The sequence below is a fragment of the Pseudomonas sp. GW821-FHT02C04 genome, assembly GCF_059421845.1.
Window position 1 is genome coordinate 13203 of record NZ_JBWKVT010000008.1, and the last position, 19325, is coordinate 32527.

The following is a 19325-nucleotide window of genomic DNA, read 5'->3' on the forward strand; positions in this document are numbered from 1 at the left end:
GAGCAGCGGTCCGTTCTCGGTTCAGGGCCACGGCGTCAGGAGATCCTGTCTGCGCGCGCCTTCGTGTGCCTATCAGCTTTTTATGACAAGCCGTGCAAGTGACCAGCAAATGCGGGCGGCATTCTAGCACGGTGGTTTTATGGCGCCAGCGCCCGAGCGGGTCTATAACCCTTGGGGTTGATGCTGGGGGTTATTAGACGATTGTCGACAATATCTATTTATCCTTTGACTGATGAAGGCTGATTCGCTAGTTTTTGCCGCATTGGTCTTCAAGGTGTCGACAATATGCTGGATCAACTCGATCCCCCGGTCATCAGCGGCGACGATTCGGAAACCCTGTCCGAAAACGTCTTCCGGCGCATCCAGGCGGCCATCGTCAAAGGCGAGATCGCCCCGGGCAGCAAGATCTCCGAGCCGGAACTGGCGCGCACCTATGGCATCAGTCGCGGGCCGCTGCGCGAGGCGATTCACCGGCTCGAAGGCCAGCGCCTGTTGGTGCGCGTGCCGCACGTCGGCGCGCGGGTGGTCTCGTTGAGCCACGCCGAATTGCTCGAACTCTACGAAATTCGCGAATCCCTCGAAGGCATGGCGTGCCGTCTGGCGGCCGAACGCATGAGTGTCGAAGAAATCGACGAACTGCGTCGGGTGCTGGAAACCCATGAGCGCGATGCGGCGTTTCAGGCCGGCGTCGGCTACTACCAGCAGGAAGGCGATTTCGACTTTCATTACCGGATCATCCAGGGCAGCGGCAACCGCACCCTTACCCAGATGCTCTGCGGCGAGCTCTATCAACTGGTGCGCATGTACCGCATCCAGTTCTCCACCACGCCCAACCGCCCGCGCCAGGCCTTTGCCGAACACCACCGGATTCTCGATGCCATCGCCGACCGTGACGGCGAACTCGCGGAATTGTTGATGCGCCGCCACATCGGCGCCTCGAAACGCAACATCGCCCGTCATTACCAGGACGGCGCCGACAATAAGACAGCCACTGAACGAGGTGAGTCATGAGTTCCAACAAGAGCACTCCAGGCCAGCGTTTCCGCGATGCGGTCGCCAGCGAACATCCGTTGCAAGTGGTCGGCGCGATCAACGCCAACCACGCGCTGCTGGCCAAACGCGCCGGTTTCAAGGCGATTTACCTCTCGGGTGGCGGGGTAGCCGCCGGCTCCCTCGGCGTGCCGGACCTGGGCATCACCGGCCTGGATGACGTGCTGACCGACGTGCGTCGCATCACCGACGTCTGCGACCTGCCGCTGCTGGTGGATGTGGACACCGGTTTCGGCGCCTCGGCGTTTAACGTGGCCCGTACCGTCAAGTCGATGATCAAGTTCGGCGCCGCGGCGATCCACATCGAAGACCAGGTCGGCGCCAAGCGCTGCGGCCACCGTCCGAACAAAGAGATCGTGACCCAGCAGGAGATGGTCGACCGCATCAAGGCTGCCGTCGATGCCCGTACCGACGACAGCTTCGTGATCATGGCCCGCACCGACGCGCTGGCCGTTGAAGGTCTGGAATCGGCACTGGATCGCGCCGCCGCGTGCATCGAGGCCGGCGCCGACATGATCTTCCCGGAAGCCATCACGGAGCTGGAGATGTACAAGCTGTTCGCCAGCCGCGTGAAAGCGCCGATCCTGGCCAACATCACCGAGTTCGGCTCGACGCCGCTGTACACCACCGAACAACTGGCCGGCGCCGACGTGTCGCTGGTGCTGTACCCGCTATCGGCGTTCCGCGCGATGAACAAGGCCGCGGAAAACGTCTACACCGCGATCCGCCGCGACGGCACCCAGCAGAATGTCATCGACACCATGCAGACTCGCATGGAGCTCTACGATCGCATCGATTACCACACCTTCGAGCAGAAGCTCGACGCGTTGTTTGCGGCGAAGAAGTAAGCCGCAACCGTACTCCCTAACAAATTCAAGATTGGAGACAACAATGGCCGAAGCAAAAGTACTCAGTGGCGCCGGGCTCCGGGGCCAGGTTGCCGGGCAAACCGCACTGTCCACCGTGGGCCAGGCCGGTGCCGGGCTGACCTATCGCGGCTACGACGTGCGCGAACTGGCGGCAGACGCACAATTTGAAGAAGTGGCGTACCTGCTGCTTTACGGAGAGCTGCCGACCAAGGCACAACTCGCCGACTACCAGAGCAAACTGAGCAAGCTGCGCGACCTGCCGCAAGCGCTGAAAGAAGTGCTGGAACGCATCCCCGCCGACGCCCACCCGATGGACGTGATGCGCACCGGTTGCTCGTTCCTGGGCAACATCGAGCCGGAGAAAGACTTCTCCGAGCAACGCGACAAGACCGACCGCCTGCTGGCCGCGTTCCCGGCGATCATGTGCTACTGGTATCGCTTCAGCCACGACGGCAAACGCATCAACTGCGTGACCGACGAGCAGTCCATCGGCGGTCATTTCCTGCACCTGCTGCACGACAAGAAGCCGAGCGAACTGCACGTCAAGGTGATGAACGTGTCGCTGATCCTCTACGCCGAGCACGAGTTCAACGCGTCGACCTTCACCGCTCGCGTCTGTGCTTCGACCCTGTCCGATCTGTATTCCTGCGTCACGGCAGCCATCGGCTCGCTGCGCGGTCCGTTGCACGGCGGCGCCAACGAAGCAGCGATGGAAATGATCGAGCGCTTCTCGTCGCCGGAAGAGGCGATCAAAGGCACCCTCGGCATGCTGGAGCGCAAGGACAAGATCATGGGCTTCGGCCACGCGATCTATAAGGACAGCGATCCGCGCAACGAGGTGATCAAGGGCTGGTCGAAAAAACTCGCCGACGAAGTGGGCGACAAGGTGTTGTTCGCGGTCTCGGAAGCCATCGACAAGACCATGTGGGAGCAGAAGAAACTGTTCCCCAACGCCGACTTCTACCATGCCTCGGCGTACCACTTCATGGGTATCCCGACCAAGCTGTTCACCCCGATCTTCGTCTGCTCGCGCCTGACCGGCTGGGCAGCGCACGTGTTCGAACAGCGCGCCAACAACCGCATCATCCGTCCGAGCGCCGAGTATGTCGGCGTCGAACAGCGCAAGTTCGTGCCGATCGAACAGCGCTGACCGGGGAGGGCGCCGGTACAGGCGCCCCCTCTTTGAAACTACCGTGACCGAGTCCTGACCGATGAACACAGAATTTCGCAAGAACCTGCCCGGCACGCCGCTGGACTTTTTCGACGTCCGTGCGGCTGTCGATGCGATCCAGCCCGGCAGCTACGACACCCTGCCGTACACCTCTCGCGTGCTGGCGGAAAACCTCGTGCGTCGCTGCGACCCGGCCACGCTCACCGATTCCCTGAAACAACTGATCGAGCGCAAACGCGACCTCGACTTCCCGTGGTTCCCGGCCCGCGTGGTGTGCCACGACATTCTCGGCCAGACCGCGCTGGTGGACCTCGCCGGCCTGCGCGACGCGATTGCCCAGCAGGGCGGCGACCCGGCGCAAGTCAACCCGGTGGTGCCGACGCAACTGATCGTCGACCACTCGCTGGCGGTGGAGGCGGGCGGCTTTGACAAGCAGGCCTTCGAGAAGAACCGCGCCATCGAAGACCGTCGCAACGAAGACCGTTTCCACTTCATCAACTGGACCAAAAAGGCGTTCAAGAACGTCGACGTGATCCCGCCAGGCAACGGCATCATGCACCAGATCAACCTGGAGAAAATGTCTCCGGTGATCCAGGTGCGTGACGGCGTTGCATTCCCTGATACCTGCGTCGGCACCGACAGCCACACCCCGCACGTCGATGCGCTGGGCGTGATCGCCATCGGTGTCGGTGGGCTTGAAGCCGAGAGCGTGATGCTCGGCCGTGCATCGTGGATGCGCCTGCCGGAAAGCGTCGGCGTCGAACTGACCGGCAAGCTGCAACCGGGCATCACCGCCACCGACATGGTGCTGGCGCTGACCGAGTACCTGCGCAAACAGAAAGTGGTCGGCGCGTGGCTGGAATTCTTCGGCGAAGGTGCTTCCGCGCTGACCCTCGGCGACCGTGCGACCATCTCCAACATGGCCCCGGAATACGGCGCCACGGCGGCGATGTTCTACATCGACCAGCAGACCATCGACTACCTGAAACTCACCGGTCGCGAAGACCAGCAAGTGCAGCTCGTCGAGCAATACGCCAAACAGATCGGTCTGTGGGCCGACAGCCTGAAAGGCGCGCAGTACGAGCGCGGCCTGACCTTCGACCTGTCCTCGGTAGTGCGCAACATGGCCGGCCCGAGCAACCCGCACGCCCGCGTGGCGGTGTCGGATCTGGCAGCCAAAGGCATCGCCGGTCAGTGGGAAGACGTGCCGGGGCAAATGCCCGACGGCGCGGTGATCATCGCTGCCATCACCAGCTGCACCAACACCAGCAACCCGCGCAACGTGATCGCTGCCGGCCTGCTGGCGCGCAACGCCAACCAGCTCGGCCTGACTCGCAAACCCTGGGTCAAGTCATCGCTGGCGCCGGGCTCGAAAACCGTGGCGCTGTACCTCGATGAAGCGGGGCTGACCACGGAGCTGGAGCAACTCGGTTTCGGCGTCGTCGCGTTTGCCTGCACCACCTGCAACGGTATGTCCGGCGCGCTGGACCCGGTGATTCAACAAGAAATCATCGATCGTGATCTGTACGCGACCGCTGTGCTTTCCGGCAACCGCAACTTCGACGGCCGGATTCACCCATACGCCAAGCAGGCGTTCCTCGCTTCGCCGCCGCTGGTGGTGGCTTACGCGATTGCCGGCACCATCCGTTTCGACATCGAAAAAGACGTACTGGGCGTGGTCGACGGCAAGGAAATCCGCCTGAAGGACATCTGGCCGAGCGACGAAGAAATCGATGCAGTGGTGAAATCCTCGGTCAAGCCGGAGCAGTTCCGTCAGGTCTACATTCCGATGTTCGCCATCCATGAGGACACCGGCCCGAAAGTCACGCCGCTGTACGACTGGCGCGAAATGAGCACCTACATCCGCCGTCCGCCGTACTGGGAAGGCGCGCTGGCCGGGGCACGTCCGCTCAAGGGCATGCGCCCGCTGGCGGTGCTGCCGGACAACATCACCACCGATCACCTGTCGCCGTCGAACGCGATCATGCTCGACAGCGCTGCCGGTGAATACCTGGCGAAAATGGGCCTGCCGGAAGAGGACTTCAACTCTTACGCGACCCACCGTGGTGACCACTTGACCGCGCAACGCGCGACGTTTGCCAACCCGAAACTGTTCAACGAAATGGTCGTGGAAAACGGCAAGGTCAAGCAGGGTTCGCTGGCGCGCGTGGAACCGGAAGGCAAAGTGATGCGCATGTGGGAAGCCATCGAAACCTACATGGAACGCAAGCAGCCGCTGATCATCATCGCCGGCGCCGACTACGGCCAGGGTTCGTCCCGGGACTGGGCGGCCAAAGGCGTGCGTCTGGCGGGTGTGGAAGCGATTGCCGCCGAAGGTTTCGAGCGTATTCACCGCACCAACCTGGTGGGCATGGGCGTGTTGCCGCTTGAGTTCAAACCGGGCACCGACCGCAAGACCCTGGGCATCGACGGCAGCGAAACCTACGACGTGATCGGCGACCGCAAGCCACGCGCCGACCTGACGCTGGTGATCCATCGCAAGAACGGCGAACGCGTCGACGTACCGGTGACCTGCCGCCTCGACACCGCCGAAGAAGTGTCGATCTACGAGGCCGGCGGCGTGCTGCAACGCTTCGCCCAGGACTTCCTTGAAGAGTCGGCGGTTGCCGTTTAAATGACGCTTTGCGAATGCGGGTCGTACGACCCGCATTTGCTGATTAAGGAGCACCATGGCTCACGTACCGCAAATCAAGATCCCCGCCACCTACATGCGCGGCGGCACCAGCAAAGGCGTGTTTTTCAGTCTCAAGGATCTGCCCGAAGCGGCGCAGATTCCCGGCCCGACCCGCGATGCGTTATTGCTGCGGGTAATCGGCAGCCCCGACCCGTACGACAAACAGATCGACGGCATGGGCGGCGCCACGTCGAGCACCAGCAAAACCGTGATCCTGTCGAAAAGCATCAAGGCCGATCACGACGTCGATTACCTGTTCGGTCAGGTGTCCATCGACAAGCCGTTCGTGGACTGGAGCGGCAACTGCGGCAACCTGTCGGCAGCGGTCGGTTCGTTCGCCATCAGCAACGGTCTGGTGGACGCCAGCCGTATTCCGCACAACGGCGTGGCGGTGGTTCGCGTGTGGCAGGCCAATATCGGCAAAACGATCATTGCCCACGTGCCGATCACCAACGGCGAAGTCCAGGAAACCGGTGATTTCGAACTCGACGGCGTGACCTTTCCGGCCGCCGAAGTCCAGGTCGAATTCATGGACCCGGCGGCAGAAGAAGAGGGCGGCGGTGGCTCGATGTTTCCCACCGGCAACCTGATCGATGATCTGGAAGTGCCGGGAGTCGGCACGTTCAAGGCGACCATGATCAACGCGGGTATCCCGACGATCTTCGTCAACGCCGAAGACATCGGCTACACCGGCACCGAACTGCAGAGCGCGATCAACAGCGATCCGAAAGCCTTGCAAATGTTCGAAACCATCCGCGCCTACGGTGCGTTGCGCATGGGCCTGATTTCCAACCTCGATGAAGCCGCCAAGCGTCAGCACACGCCGAAAGTGGCCTTCGTCGCCAAACCTGCGGATTACGTGGCGTCCAGTGGCAAGGCGATTGCGGCCGGGGATGTGGATTTGTTGGTGCGTGCGTTGTCGATGGGCAAGTTGCACCACGCGATGATGGGAACTGCCGCAGTGGCGATTGGCACCGCCGCAGCCATCTCCGGCACCTTGGTAAACCTGGCGGCCGGCGGCGTTGAACGCAATGCCGTGCGGTTCGGGCATCCGTCCGGGACGTTGCGTGTGGGGGCTGAGGCCAGCCTTGAAAATGGCGAATGGGTTGTGAAGAAAGCGATCATGAGCCGTAGTGCGCGGGTACTCATGGAAGGCTTCGTCCGCGTGCCTGGAGATTCGTTCTGACGAACAGTCGCTGAGAGCGAACCTGATCGCTCTCAGCGCTTTGCGTACTTCAATAACAAGAAAAATTAGCCCTGAACCGAGGTCCCATCAACGAACCACTTTCAAGAGTGAATCGAACATGAGCGCCAACGTCGACCTGAACAACCGCCCCGACTACGACCATGTCCTGCAGGACATCGCCGATTACGTCCTCACCTACAAGATCGAATCTGCCGAAGCCCTCGACACCGCCCGCAACTGCCTGATGGACACATTGGGCTGCGGCCTGCTGGCCCTGCGTTTCCCCGAGTGCACCAAGCACCTTGGCCCCATCGTCGAGGGCACCGTCGTGCCATTCGGCGCGCGAGTCCCCGGCACGTCCTATCGCCTCGACCCGGTAAAAGCCGCGTGGGACATCGGCTGCATCGTGCGCTGGCTCGATTACAACGACACCTGGCTCGCCGCCGAATGGGGGCATCCGTCGGATAACCTCGGCGGGATTCTCGCGGTGGCCGATCACTTGTCGCAAAAGCGTCTGGCCAATGGCGAAGCGCCGCTGACGGTGCGTGATGTGCTCGAAGCGATGATCATGGCCCACGAGATTCAGGGCGTGATCGCGCTGGAAAACCCCTTCAATCGCGTCGGCCTCGACCACGTGATCCTGGTGAAAGTTGCCTCGACGGCGGTTGTCGCCAAACTCATGGGCGCTCATCGCGAGCAGTTGCTGTCGGCATTGTCCCATGCGTTTGCTGACGGCCAGGCGTTGCGCACTTACCGGCATGCACCGAATGCCGGCTCGCGAAAATCCTGGGCGGCGGGGGATGCGTCCAGTCGTGGCGTGCGTCTGGCGGATATCGCGATGCGCGGCGAAATGGGCATTCCCGGTGTGTTGACGGCCAAACAGTGGGGTTTCTACGACGTGCTGTTCAGCTACACCAATAACGACCTGGCGCTCAAGCCTGAAGACAAACGCGCCTTCAGCTTCTCGCGCCCCTTCGGCAGTTACGTAATGGAAAACGTGCTGTTCAAGATCAGCTTCCCCGCCGAATTCCACGCGCAAACTGCCTGCGAAGCCGCCGTGACCCTGCATCCGCAGGTGCGCAATCGTCTGCATGAAATCGATCGGATCGTCATCACCACCCACGAGTCGGCGATCCGCATCATTTCCAAGGTCGGGCCGCTGGCCAATGCCGCCGACCGCGATCACTGCCTCCAGTACATGACCGCCGTGCCGCTGGCGTTCGGCAATCTGGTGGCGGAGCAGTACGAAGATGATTTCCACGCGGCCCATCCGGTCATCGATGTGCTGCGCGAGAAAATGGTCATCGTCGAAGAGCCGCGTTTCACCCGTGAATATCTCGAAGCTGACAAGCGTTCGATTGCCAATGCGGTGCAGGTGTTTTTCAAGGACGGTTCCAGCACCGAAAACGTGGTGGTGGAGTATCCGATCGGTCACCGCCGACGCCGGGCCGAGGGCATTCCGTTGTTGGAGGACAAGTTCAGGGCGAACCTGGCCACGCGTTTCACCGGCCAGCGCAGCGCCGAGATCCTTGCGCTGTGCAAGGATCAGGTGCGGCTTGAGGCGACGCCGGTCAACCGTTTTGTCGACCTGTTCGTGATCTGAATCGCCGGGATTGTCGAGGGCTACAGGCTGCCCTCGACGTCCTCCAGGCTGAATGTCTCCGTATGGTCGTCGTAAGAGAAAATCTCCGCGTAACGGCCCCAGGCAATCACGATCTCCAGGTTTTTCTCGACGAAGGCTTCGGTGAGCGAATCTTCCAGTTCCTGCTCGAAACGCACCCGTGGCGCCCGGTGGCCGTTGCGTTCCAGCAACACCTGGCGGATGCGTGCGGCCAGCGGTATGTAGCGGATCAGATGTTCGGCAAACAGGGTCTTGCGTTCCTGGGTGCCGTAGTCGGCGAACAGTTTGCCGGCGTCGGTCAGGGTGATGTCGGCGCCCTTGAGTTCGGCGAAACCCAGGTATTCGAGCATTTCGGCCACGGGAAACAGGTCGTCCACTTCCAGCAAACGCCGCTCGGCCACGGTGGGCAGGCCGGCGTGGCCGTTGTAGGGTTCGGCCGCCAGGGTTTCGATCAGGCCGGCCATCAGGTTGGTGGACACTTCCTGCAACGGGCTGCTGATCTTCAACTCGGGTTTGCCGGTGCTGGCGTCGGCGCTGCGGCGGTCGGTCATCTGCGCGTAAATGTCATCGACCATCTGCCGGAAGGCCGGATCCAAGCGATTGCGCGGGTGGGCGAAGGGCACCTTGATTTCCGCCACCAGCCGCCCGGGGTTGGACGACAGCACCATAATGCGGTCGCACATCAGCACCGCTTCTTCGATGTTGTGGGTGACGATCAGGATCGATTTGATCGGCAGTTGCTTGCCGCTCCACAGGTCCAGCAGATCGTTTCTCAGGGTTTCGGCGGTCAGCACGTCCAGCGCCGAGAAGGGTTCGTCCATCAACAGCAGCGTCGGGTTGACCACCAGCCCGCGAGCGAAACCCACGCGCTGGCGCATGCCGCCAGACAGTTCGCGAGGGTAGGCGTTTTCGAAACCGTCCAGGCCGATCAGGTCGATGGCGGCCAAGGCACGCTTGCGCGCTTCCTTGCGTTCGACTTGCAGGGCTTGCAGGCCGGCTTCGACGTTTTCCAGCACGGTCAGCCACGGGAACAGCGCAAAGGTCTGGAACACCATGGCCACGCCTTCGGCCGGGCCGTCCAGCGGTTTGCCGTGATACAGGACTTCGCCGGACGAAGGCTCGATCAGGCCCGCGATGATCCGCAGCAGGGTCGATTTGCCCGAGCCGGAGCGGCCGAGCATGCCGACGATCTCGCCTTCGTGCAGTGCCAGGTCGACCCCGCTGAGCACTTGCAGCTCGTCCTTGCCCTTGCCAAACACCCGGTTGACGTTGGTGAGCGAGTAGATTTCGGGTGTGGCGCCAGCGTGTTCGGTAAAGGTATTCATCACATCGAATCCCGTCAGTTCAGGCGAAGTTTGTTTTCGGCCATGGCGTACATCGGCCGCCAGACCACGCGATTGAAGGCCACGACAAAGAACGACATCACCACCACGCCGAGGGTGATTTTCGGGAAGTCGCCGGCGGCCGTGGTTTGCGCGATGTAGGCCCCCAGGCCATGGGCGACGACCTTGTCCTGCCCCCAGGAAACAAATTCGGAAACGATGCTGGCGTTCCACGCACCGCCCGAGGCGGTGATGGCGCCGGTCACGTAATACGGGAAGATCCCCGGCAGCATGACCTTGCGCCACCACAGCCAGCCGCGAATGCGGAAGTTGGCGGCGGCTTCCTTGAAATCATTTGGGAAGGCGCTGGCCCCGGCGATCACGTTGAACAGGATGTACCACTGGGTGCCCAGCACGATCAGCGGGCTCAGCCAGATGTCCGGGTTCAACTGGTAACGCAGGATCACGATGACGAATACCGGGAACAGCAGGTTCGCCGGGAATGCCGCGAGGAACTGCGCCAGCGGCTGGATCTTTTCCGCCAGGGCCGGACGCAGACCGATCATCACGCCCAGCGGCACCCATATCAGCGAGGCGATGAAGATCAACCCGGCCACTCGCAGCAGGGTAAACAACCCCATCAACAACACATGCCCGACCTCGGCCAACGTCACTTCGGTGCCGACGTACAGCGCGATGTGGTAGAGCGCATAGGCGGTCAGCAACCCGATAAACGAGCCCCAGATCCAGTCAATCGCCTTGGTGGTGGCGGGGCTTTCCGAGGCCATGACCTTGCGCGCCGAACGCGGCAAGCTCAGGCGCATGTTGCCGAGCCGGCTGATGACGCGGGTGACGGGGCGCAAAATGCGCTGGATCAACCGGGTGCGCTGGATCAGATTCAGTACCCAGGACTCCGGCGCGGCGGTCTGCGATGCGGTGTTTTCCATGCGGAACTTGTCGGCCCACGCCACCAGCGGGCGGAACAGGAACTGGTCGTAGATCAGGATGACCACGACCATCGTCAGGATGACGTAGCCCACCGCGTGCATGTCTTTTTGCGCGATGGCCATGGCCAGGAACGAACCGATCCCCGGCAGGGTGATGGTCTGGTCGCCGACGGTGATCGCTTCGGACGCCACCACGAAGAACCAGCCGCCGGACATGCTCATCATCATGTTCCAGACCAGTCCGGGCATGGCGAAGGGCACGTCGAGCTTCCAGAATTTCTGCCAGCCGGACAGTTGCAGGTTGGTCGATACCTCCACCAGATCCCGCGGCAGCATGCGCAGCGACTGGTAGAAGCTGAAGGTCATGTTCCATGCCTGGCTGGTGAAAATGGCAAAGATCGCGGCGAGTTCCGCCCCCAGCACCCGGCCTGGAAACAATAATAGAAAGAAGGTCACGGTGAAGGAGATGTAACCCAGCACGGGCACCGATTGCAGGATGTCCAGCACCGGCACCAAGAGTTTTTCGGCCCGACGGCTTTTCGCCGCCAAGGTGCCGTAGAGCAGGGTGAACACCAGTGCCGCGACCATCGCCGCGAGCATGCGCAGGGTGGTGCGCATGGCATATTCGGGCAGGTTGCTTGGGTCCAGGGACACCACTTCACTTTGCAGAGAGCCGATCGGGGCCCAGGTTTCCCGGGCACCGATGGAGAAAAACAGCAGAAAGCCGATCACCAGCGGCAGGGCGATCAAGTCCCAGCGATTGGGCAGCAGGCGCCGTGTCGAGGCCGGGATGTAGTGGCGGAACACTTTATTCATAAGCAGTGAGTCCTGCAGCGTTCTGAATGGAGGCGCGGCTGTCTGAGCGTAGCTTCTGTCTGCATTGCGCACCCGGGAACGAGCGGGCGCTCATTCCATGACTTCAAGCAGGAAGTGGATGCTGCGGACCCGGTGAATTCACCGGGTCGAGAGGGTTGGCGCATCCGGTTTCGGGCCGGATACGCAACTTGCGCGGATTGTATATTTCGGAATGTTACAGGGGCGTAAAAAACACCGCCCGCGAGGACTTTGCGTTAGTTCATTCAGCGTGCGGACAGGTTGAGGAACCTGGGGGTTACTTGAACCGCCGCTCTACACCTTTTTCCACCAGGATCTTCGCCGAAATCTCTTCCACCGAAAAATGCGTGGAGTTGATGTGCGGGATGTTCTCGCGGCGGAACAGGTTCTCCACCTCGCGTACTTCGAATTCGCACTGGGCGTAGCTCGAATAGCGGCTGTTGGGCTTGCGCTCGTTGCGGATCGCGGTGAGGCGGTCCGGGTCGATGGTCAGGCCGAACAGTTTGTGCTGGTGGGCGCGCAGGGCGGCCGGCAGTTGCAGGCGTTCCATGTCGTCTTCGGTCAGCGGATAGTTGGCCGCGCGGATGCCGAACTGCATCGCCATGTACAGACACGTCGGCGTCTTACCACAACGCGACACGCCCACTAGTATCAGGTCGGCCTTGTCGTAATAGTGGGTGCGGGCGCCGTCGTCGTTGTCGAGGGCGAAGTTCACCGCCTCGATCCGCTCCATGTAATTGGAGTTGTGACCGATCGAATGGGATTTGCCGACGGTGTAGGAAGAATGCTCGGTCAGTTCCTGCTCGAGCGGGGCGAGGAAGGTCGAGAAGATGTCGATCATGAAACCATTGGAGGTTGCGAGAATCTCACGAATGTCCTGATTGACGATGGTGTCGAAGATGATCGGCCGGAAACCGTCGGTTTCAGCGGCTTTGTCGATTTGTTGTACCATGGCCCGCGCTTTTTCCACGCTGTCGATGTAGGGCCGCGTGAATTTGCTGAAGGTAATGTTTTCGAACTGCGCCAGAAGGCTTTGACCCAGGGTTTCGGCGGTGATGCCGGTGCCATCGGAGATAAAGAAAGCAGATCGTTTCATTTGCACCTTGGGCCTTAAGCTAATGATGATTTCTGGATATGATAGGCGCGATTTGCCGGCCGCCATTGGCCCGCATTCTCACTTATTTTCCAGGTCCAGGCCATACAGCCGGCCAACGCTCCCCCGAGCCGCCGGTTTCTGAGCTTTTCCAACACAGTTAGTGGAGAGATCACCTTGGTAGAGTACGTAGTTTCCCTCGATAAGCTCGGCAAACACGATGTTGAGCATGTGGGGGGCAAGAACGCATCCCTGGGCGAGATGATCAGTAACCTGGCCGGCGCCGGTGTTTCGGTCCCCGGCGGCTTCGCCACCACGGCGCAGGCCTATCGCGACTTCCTGGAACTGAGCGGTCTGAACGATCAGATCCACAAGGCCCTCGATGCGCTGGACGTCGATGACGTCAATGCCCTGGCCAGGACCGGCGCCCAGATCCGCCAATGGATCATGGAAGCCGAATTCCCTGAAAAACTGAATGCCGAGATCCGCACCGCGTTCGCCGCGCTGTCGGCCGGCAATCCTGACGTGGCCGTGGCCGTGCGTTCCTCCGCCACCGCCGAAGACTTGCCGGACGCATCGTTCGCCGGTCAGCAGGAAACCTTCCTGAACATCCGTGGCGTTGAAAACGTCATTCGCGCGGCCAAGGAAGTGTTCGCTTCCCTGTTCAACGACCGTGCCATCTCCTACCGCGTGCACCAGGGCTTCGACCACAAACTGGTCGCCCTGTCGGCCGGCGTGCAGCGCATGGTGCGTTCGGAAACCGGCACCGCCGGCGTGATGTTCACCCTCGATACCGAATCCGGCTTCCGTGACGTGGTGTTCATCACCGGCGCCTACGGCCTGGGCGAAACCGTCGTACAAGGCGCGGTGAACCCGGACGAATTCTATGTCCACAAGGGCACGCTGGAGGCCGGTCGCCCGGCAATCCTGCGCCGCAACCTGGGCAGCAAGGCCATCAAGATGATCTACGGCGACGAGGCCAAGGCCGGTCGTTCCGTGAAAACCGTTGATGTCGACAAGGCCGAGCGTGCGCGTTTCTGCCTGACCGACGCTGAAGTCAGCGAACTGGCCAAGCAGGCGATGATCATCGAGAAGCACTACGGCTGCCCGATGGACATCGAGTGGGCCAAGGACGGTGACGACGGCAAGCTGTACATCGTGCAGGCCCGTCCGGAAACCGTGAAGAGCCGCACCCAGGCCAACGTCATGGAACGTTACCTGCTGAAAGAAACCGGCACTGTGCTGGTGGAAGGCCGTGCGATCGGCCAGCGCATCGGCGCCGGCAAGGTTCGGATCATCCGCGACGTGTCCGAGATGGACAAAGTCCAGCCGGGCGACGTGCTGGTCTCCGACATGACCGACCCGGACTGGGAACCGGTCATGAAGCGCGCCAGCGCCATCGTTACCAACCGCGGCGGCCGTACCTGCCACGCGGCGATCATCGCCCGTGAACTGGGGATTCCAGCCGTTGTAGGTTGCGGCAACGCCACCCAGCTGTTGAAAGATGGCCAGGGCGTGACCGTGTCCTGCGCCGAAGGCGACACCGGTTACATCTTCGAAGGCGAACTGGGTTTCGACATCAAGAAGAACTCCGTGGACGCCATGCCGGAGCTGCCGTTCAAGATCATGATGAACGTCGGCAACCCGGACCGCGCCTTCGATTTCGCGCAGCTGCCGAACGCCGGTGTGGGCCTGGCCCGTCTGGAGTTCATCATCAACCGCATGATCGGCGTCCACCCGAAAGCGCTGTTGAACTACGACGGCCTGCCGCAGGAAATCAAGGACAGCGTCGACAAGCGCATCTCCGGCTACGACGATCCGGTCGGCTTCTATGTCGAAAAACTGGTTGAAGGCATCAGCACCCTGGCGGCGGCGTTCGCACCGAAGAAGGTCATCGTGCGTCTGTCGGACTTCAAGTCCAACGAATACGCCAACCTGATCGGCGGCAAACTGTACGAACCGGAAGAAGAAAACCCGATGCTGGGCTTCCGTGGCGCTTCGCGTTACATCAGCGAATCGTTCCGTGACTGCTTCGAACTCGAGTGCCGTGCGCTGAAACGCGTGCGCAACGAGATGGGCCTGACCAACGTCGAAATCATGGTGCCGTTCGTACGTACCCTGGGCGAAGCGAGCCAGGTGGTCGATCTGCTCGCCGAGAACGGCCTGGCCCGTGGCGACAATGGCCTGCGCGTGATCATGATGTGCGAACTGCCATCCAACGCGATCCTGGCTGAAGAATTCCTCGAATTCTTCGACGGCTTCTCGATCGGCTCCAACGACCTGACTCAGCTGACACTGGGCCTGGACCGTGACTCCGGGATCATCGCGCACCTGTTCGACGAGCGTAATCCGGCGGTCAAGAAGCTGTTGGCCAACGCGATTGCCGCGTGCAACAAGGCCGGCAAGTACATCGGCATCTGCGGTCAGGGTCCTTCGGACCACCCGGATCTGGCCAAGTGGCTGATGGAACAAGGCATCGAAAGCGTTTCGCTGAACCCGGACTCCGTGCTGGAAACCTGGTTCTTCCTGGCTGAGGGTCAGGCGCAGGCCTGATCGGTGAGTGAAGAGGTCGGTCCCTGACCGGCCTCTTTAGGATTCAAGTAGGGCGAGCTCTCCGGATGCCGCCCTTTTTTGTGCAAGAGCATTATGCAAAGCAGCAGTGACCTATTTCCTGTCGCCCTGATCAGCGCCGAACGACGCGGTGATCTGAGCGAAGACGTATACCGCTTGAAACCGGGCAACAGCCCTGACTGGTCCGTGGAAATCGCGGTGACCCGTCTCGGCATGGCCGATGAACCGGCGACACGCGGCGTACCGGTAATTTTGCTGCATGGCAGCTTTTCCAATCGGCGCTTCTGGTTCTCCCCGAAAGGGCTGGGGCTGGGCGCCTACCTGACGCGTCTGGGCTTCGATGTGTGGATCCCGGAAATGCGCGGCCACGGCCTGTCCCAGCGTAACGAGGACTACCGCCGCAACCGCGTCGCCGACTACGCCCGTTACGATTTGCCGGCCATCGCCGCGTTCGTGCGTGAGCAGAGCGGGCAGGTACCGCACTGGATCGGCCATTCGCTGGGTGGCATCACCCTCGCGGCAGCGCTGGGCGGCGAGTATCTGGGTGAGCCGGCCGTGGCGTCGGCGGCGTTTTTCGGCACGCAGGTCAGCCGCACGTACTGGCCGCTGAAAATTCCGCCGGTGGAGTGGAGCGGACGCTTCATTCTCAAGCGTTTTGCCCAGTTGTCTGGCTCGCGGCTCAAGCGTGGCCCCGAAGATGAGCCGATCGGCCTGGCGCTGGAAAGCATGCGCTGGTACGGCCTGTTCGGGCGTTTTGGCGACAAGGACAAGGATTGGTGGGCGGGGCTCGCCGATGTTCAGGTGCCGGTTTTGGCGGTGACGGCGGCCGGCGATCATCAGGATCCGGCGTGGGCCTGTCGCAAACTGTTCGATCAGATCGGTTCCGAGCGCAAGCAATTCATCAATCTGGGACGCGAGCAGGGCTTCAACGAAAATTTCGGCCATGTCGAGATGTTGGTGAGTAAGGCCGCCCAGGCTGAAGTCTGGCCATTGGTTGCGCGCTGGCTGGCGGATCAGCACACGCCGTTGCTGGGCGAAAAGCCCGATCTGGCCGCGGCGGTGTGATCGGAACACGCTGAAAAGGGCATTTCGTTCGAGTCGGCTTGCGGCTAAGATATGACGCATTGGACGGTTCTGGTCATATTTAGTGACTGTTTCGCTATTACGTTTCAGCCTTTGTTCAGGTTCGGTCAGCGACCATTGCATGGACTAAGGTAAACAGCGACCGCCGGGACTCGTTTCAAAAGAGTGCGACATCCTTGATCGTCTTCCTTGTTACAGGAGTTTTTCGATGAACCATTACCTTACGCCTGACCTGTGCGACGCCTATCCGGAGCTGGTGCAGGTGCTGGAACCGATGTTCAGCAATTTCGGCGGCCGTGATTCCTTCGGCGGCGAAATCGTGACCATCAAATGCTTCGAAGACAACTCGCTGGTCAAGGAACAAGCCGAACTCAAGGGCAACGGCAAGGTGCTGGTGGTCGATGGTGGTGGTTCCCTGCGCTGCGCGCTGCTGGGCGACATGATCGCCGAGAAAGCCGCGAAAAACGGTTGGGAAGGGCTGGTGATCTACGGTTGCATCCGCGATGTGGACGTCATCGCCCAGACCGATCTCGGTGTCCAGGCGCTGGCCAGCCACCCGAAGAAGACCGACAAACGCGGTCTCGGCGACCTCAACGTGCCGGTGACGTTCGCGGGTGTCACGTTTCATCCGGGCCAATACATCTATGCGGACAACAACGGCGTGATCATCTCGCCGAGCCCGCTGAAGATGCCTGAATAAAATCGCGGTAAGCACTGGGGTGAGGATGTTCGAGGAAGAAAACGCGCAATGGGGGCTGGTGCATGCCCTGGTGCTGGACGGTAAAGGCGGTGCGCGTTCGATAGCCCGGACTGATCTCGACAGTTTGCAGCTGCAGGCACACGAAAGCCTGTGGCTGCACTGGGATCGCAGTCACCCGCAGACCCAGACCTGGTTGCGCAAATCCAGTGGACTCAACGAGTTCACTTGCGACCTGCTGCTGGAAGAGAACACCCGTCCACGGCTGTTGCCGCTGCCCGATTCCGAATTGCTGCTGTTTTTGCGCGGGGTCAACCTCAATCCGGGTGCCGAACCGGAGGACATGGTGTCGGTACGGATTTTCGCTTCGGCCCAGCGTGTGATTTCCCTGCGTTTGCGCCCGTTGCGCGCCACCGATGAGCTGTTGGCGATGTTGGGGGAGGGCAAAGGCCCGAAAACCTCGTCCGAACTCATTCTCTATCTCGCCCAATACCTCACCAACAAGGTGCAGGATCTGGTCACTTGCCTCTCGGAAGTGGTCGATGAAGAGGAAGAAAAACTGGATGCCGACGAACGGTATACTCCCGAGCACGGTGCCATTTTGCACATCCGTCGCCGGGCCGCCGGACTGAAGCGTTTTCTTGCGCCGCAGCGGGACATTTTCGGACAGCTGACGCGGATAAAACTGCCCTGGTTCGTCGATGACGATGCCGACTACTGGAACGAATTGAACAACAGCCTGACCCGCTATCTCGAAGAGCTCGAATTGACCCGAGAGCGCGTGGGGCTTGTGCTGGACACCGAAGACCGGCGTTTGAGCGTGCGCATGAATCGCACCATGTACCGCTTCGGAATCATCACCGGGATCTTTTTGCCGATGAGTTTTCTCACCGGCCTGCTGGGGATCAATGTCGGCGGAATTCCGCTTTCCGGGAGCCCCTACGGATTCCTTGTGGCGTGCCTGCTGATGGTCTCGGTGGCGCTCGGACAATGGTGGTTGTTCCGCCGTTTGCGCTGGGTATGACGATGCGCCATGTGACCCGACCAAATTTGCCCGCGTCTTTCACAGACATCACGAGAGGTGCGTATGCACGATCCGTTTGAACAGTCTTTGCGCGACATGCTCAACGCCTCGCCGTCCGGCCGCGACGACGACGCCTGCCTGGGCCGCGTACTCAAAACCGCCAACCGCCAGGTCGGCGCCGGCGATCTGTTCAGCCTGCTGGGCCGCTGGCTGCCCGCGCTGATGATCGCCCTGAACAACGGCTCGGCTCATGTCGCGCCGGTTTCCCGTCTCCGTAAACCTACCGCTCGCACTGCTGATAAGGCTGATTGAATATGGAACTTGATCTCTGGACTCAGAGCCTTGTCACGGCAATGACTGCGTTGTGGACCAAAGTCGCTAATTTCATCCCGAACCTGTTCGGCGCACTGGTGGTGCTGCTGTTGGGCTTCGTCGTGGCCAAGCTGCTGGACACCCTGTTGTCCAAACTGCTGGCCAAGCTCGGTCTTGATCGCCTGATGGGCGGCACCGGCCTGACCAAATTGATGTCCCGAGCGGGACTGCAAGTGCCGATCTCGACCTTGATCGGAAAAATAGTGTATTGGTTTGTTCTGCTGATTTTCCTGGTTTCTGCAGCAGAATCCCTTGGCCTTGAGCGGGTTTCAGCTACGCTGGACATGCTGGCGCTGTATGTGCCGAAGGTTTTCGGCGCCGCGCTGGTGCTGCTGGTCGGCGTATTGCTGGCGCAACTGGCGAACGGTCTGGTGCGCGGTGCGGCAGAAGGCGTGGGTCTGGACTACGCTTCAGGGCTTGGGCGAATTGCCCAGGGCCTGGTGATCATCATCAGTATCTCGGTCGCGATCAGTCAGCTCGAGGTCAAGACCGACCTGCTGAACCATGTGATCGTCATCGTATTGATTACCGTTGGTCTGGCGGTTGCGCTGGCCATGGGGTTGGGAAGCCGGGAAATTGCCGGTCAGATTCTTGCGGGAATCTATGTGCGTGAGTTGTATCAGGTTGGGCAACAAGTGCGTGTTGGCGAGGTCGAAGGCCAGATCGAAGAGATCGGCACGGTTAAGACTACATTGCTGACCGATGAGGGTGAGCTAGTCTCACTCTCCAATCGGATCCTGCTGGAACAGCATGTGAGTAGCCGCTAACCCGGCAAACCCTGCTAATGTAT

At 61.1% G+C, this 19325-nt stretch carries 15 protein-coding genes; 12 read left to right on the top strand and 3 right to left on the bottom strand.

The window, feature by feature from the left end:
• Positions 1 to 288 precede the first annotated feature (288 nt).
• The 6 genes from AC07VV_RS24495 to prpD all read left to right on the top strand — a co-directional run bounded on the left by AC07VV_RS24495 (position 289) and on the right by prpD (position 8574).
• Entirely contained in the window at positions 289 to 1011 is a 723-nt protein-coding gene (locus AC07VV_RS24495; protein WP_169432611.1) for a GntR family transcriptional regulator, read from the top strand.
• Positions 1008 to 1898 carry a methylisocitrate lyase gene (prpB, locus tag AC07VV_RS24500; protein ID WP_007951973.1) on the top strand — a complete coding sequence of 297 codons (891 nt, stop codon included), beginning with the start codon at positions 1008 to 1010 and terminating at the stop codon, positions 1896 to 1898. The genes AC07VV_RS24495 and prpB overlap by 4 nt, the downstream gene beginning before the upstream one ends.
• Positions 1899 to 1941: 43 nt before the next feature.
• The gene (gene prpC, locus AC07VV_RS24505; protein WP_495037703.1) at positions 1942 to 3069 is read left to right on the top strand and encodes a bifunctional 2-methylcitrate synthase/citrate synthase; all 1128 of its coding nucleotides are present in this window, start codon (positions 1942 to 1944) and stop codon (positions 3067 to 3069) included.
• A gap of 61 nt (positions 3070 to 3130) precedes the next feature.
• A complete protein-coding gene (gene acnD, locus AC07VV_RS24510; protein ID WP_495037704.1) occupies positions 3131 to 5725 on the top strand; it encodes a Fe/S-dependent 2-methylisocitrate dehydratase AcnD in 2595 nt (864 codons plus the stop codon).
• Between the two features lie 55 nt (positions 5726 to 5780).
• Positions 5781 to 6971 carry a 2-methylaconitate cis-trans isomerase PrpF gene (prpF, locus tag AC07VV_RS24515; protein ID WP_495037705.1) on the top strand — a complete coding sequence of 397 codons (1191 nt, stop codon included), beginning with the start codon at positions 5781 to 5783 and terminating at the stop codon, positions 6969 to 6971.
• A 118-nt stretch (positions 6972 to 7089) separates the two neighbouring features.
• Positions 7090 to 8574 (top strand): 2-methylcitrate dehydratase, encoded by a 1485-nt coding sequence (gene prpD / locus AC07VV_RS24520; protein ID WP_495037706.1) that lies wholly within the window; start codon positions 7090 to 7092, stop codon positions 8572 to 8574.
• 20 nt (positions 8575 to 8594) lie between these two features.
• On the opposite strand, the gene AC07VV_RS24525 is transcribed toward prpD, so the two are convergent.
• The 3 genes from AC07VV_RS24525 to ppsR all read right to left on the bottom strand — a co-directional run bounded on the left by AC07VV_RS24525 (position 8595) and on the right by ppsR (position 12791).
• Entirely contained in the window at positions 8595 to 9917 is a 1323-nt protein-coding gene (locus AC07VV_RS24525) for an ABC transporter ATP-binding protein (RefSeq protein ID WP_495037707.1), read from the bottom strand.
• 14 nt (positions 9918 to 9931) lie between these two features.
• Positions 9932 to 11677, bottom strand: a complete 1746-nt coding sequence (locus AC07VV_RS24530) for an ABC transporter permease (RefSeq protein ID WP_495037708.1) — start codon at positions 11675 to 11677, stop codon at positions 9932 to 9934.
• Positions 11678 to 11972: 295 nt separating this feature from the next.
• A complete protein-coding gene (gene ppsR, locus AC07VV_RS24535) occupies positions 11973 to 12791 on the bottom strand; it encodes a posphoenolpyruvate synthetase regulatory kinase/phosphorylase PpsR (RefSeq protein ID WP_096822521.1) in 819 nt (272 codons plus the stop codon).
• A gap of 174 nt (positions 12792 to 12965) precedes the next feature.
• Here ppsR and ppsA point away from each other — a divergent pair, with 174 nt between their 5' ends.
• The 6 genes from ppsA to AC07VV_RS24565 all read left to right on the top strand — a co-directional run bounded on the left by ppsA (position 12966) and on the right by AC07VV_RS24565 (position 19302).
• Positions 12966 to 15341 (top strand): phosphoenolpyruvate synthase, encoded by a 2376-nt coding sequence (gene ppsA / locus AC07VV_RS24540; protein ID WP_495037709.1) that lies wholly within the window; start codon positions 12966 to 12968, stop codon positions 15339 to 15341.
• Positions 15342 to 15434: 93 nt separating this feature from the next.
• Entirely contained in the window at positions 15435 to 16424 is a 990-nt protein-coding gene (locus AC07VV_RS24545) for an alpha/beta fold hydrolase (RefSeq protein WP_495037710.1), read from the top strand.
• A 226-nt stretch (positions 16425 to 16650) separates the two neighbouring features.
• The gene (gene rraA / locus AC07VV_RS24550; RefSeq protein ID WP_096822518.1) at positions 16651 to 17142 is read left to right on the top strand and encodes a ribonuclease E activity regulator RraA; all 492 of its coding nucleotides are present in this window, start codon (positions 16651 to 16653) and stop codon (positions 17140 to 17142) included.
• Positions 17143 to 17167: 25 nt separating this feature from the next.
• A complete protein-coding gene (locus AC07VV_RS24555; RefSeq protein ID WP_085732397.1) occupies positions 17168 to 18163 on the top strand; it encodes a zinc transporter ZntB in 996 nt (331 codons plus the stop codon).
• Positions 18164 to 18226: 63 nt separating this feature from the next.
• Positions 18227 to 18475, top strand: a complete 249-nt coding sequence (locus AC07VV_RS24560) for a CrfX protein (RefSeq protein WP_085700244.1) — start codon at positions 18227 to 18229, stop codon at positions 18473 to 18475.
• A 2-nt stretch (positions 18476 to 18477) separates the two neighbouring features.
• Positions 18478 to 19302 carry a mechanosensitive ion channel family protein gene (locus tag AC07VV_RS24565; RefSeq protein WP_065259736.1) on the top strand — a complete coding sequence of 275 codons (825 nt, stop codon included), beginning with the start codon at positions 18478 to 18480 and terminating at the stop codon, positions 19300 to 19302.
• Positions 19303 to 19325 lie beyond the last annotated feature (23 nt).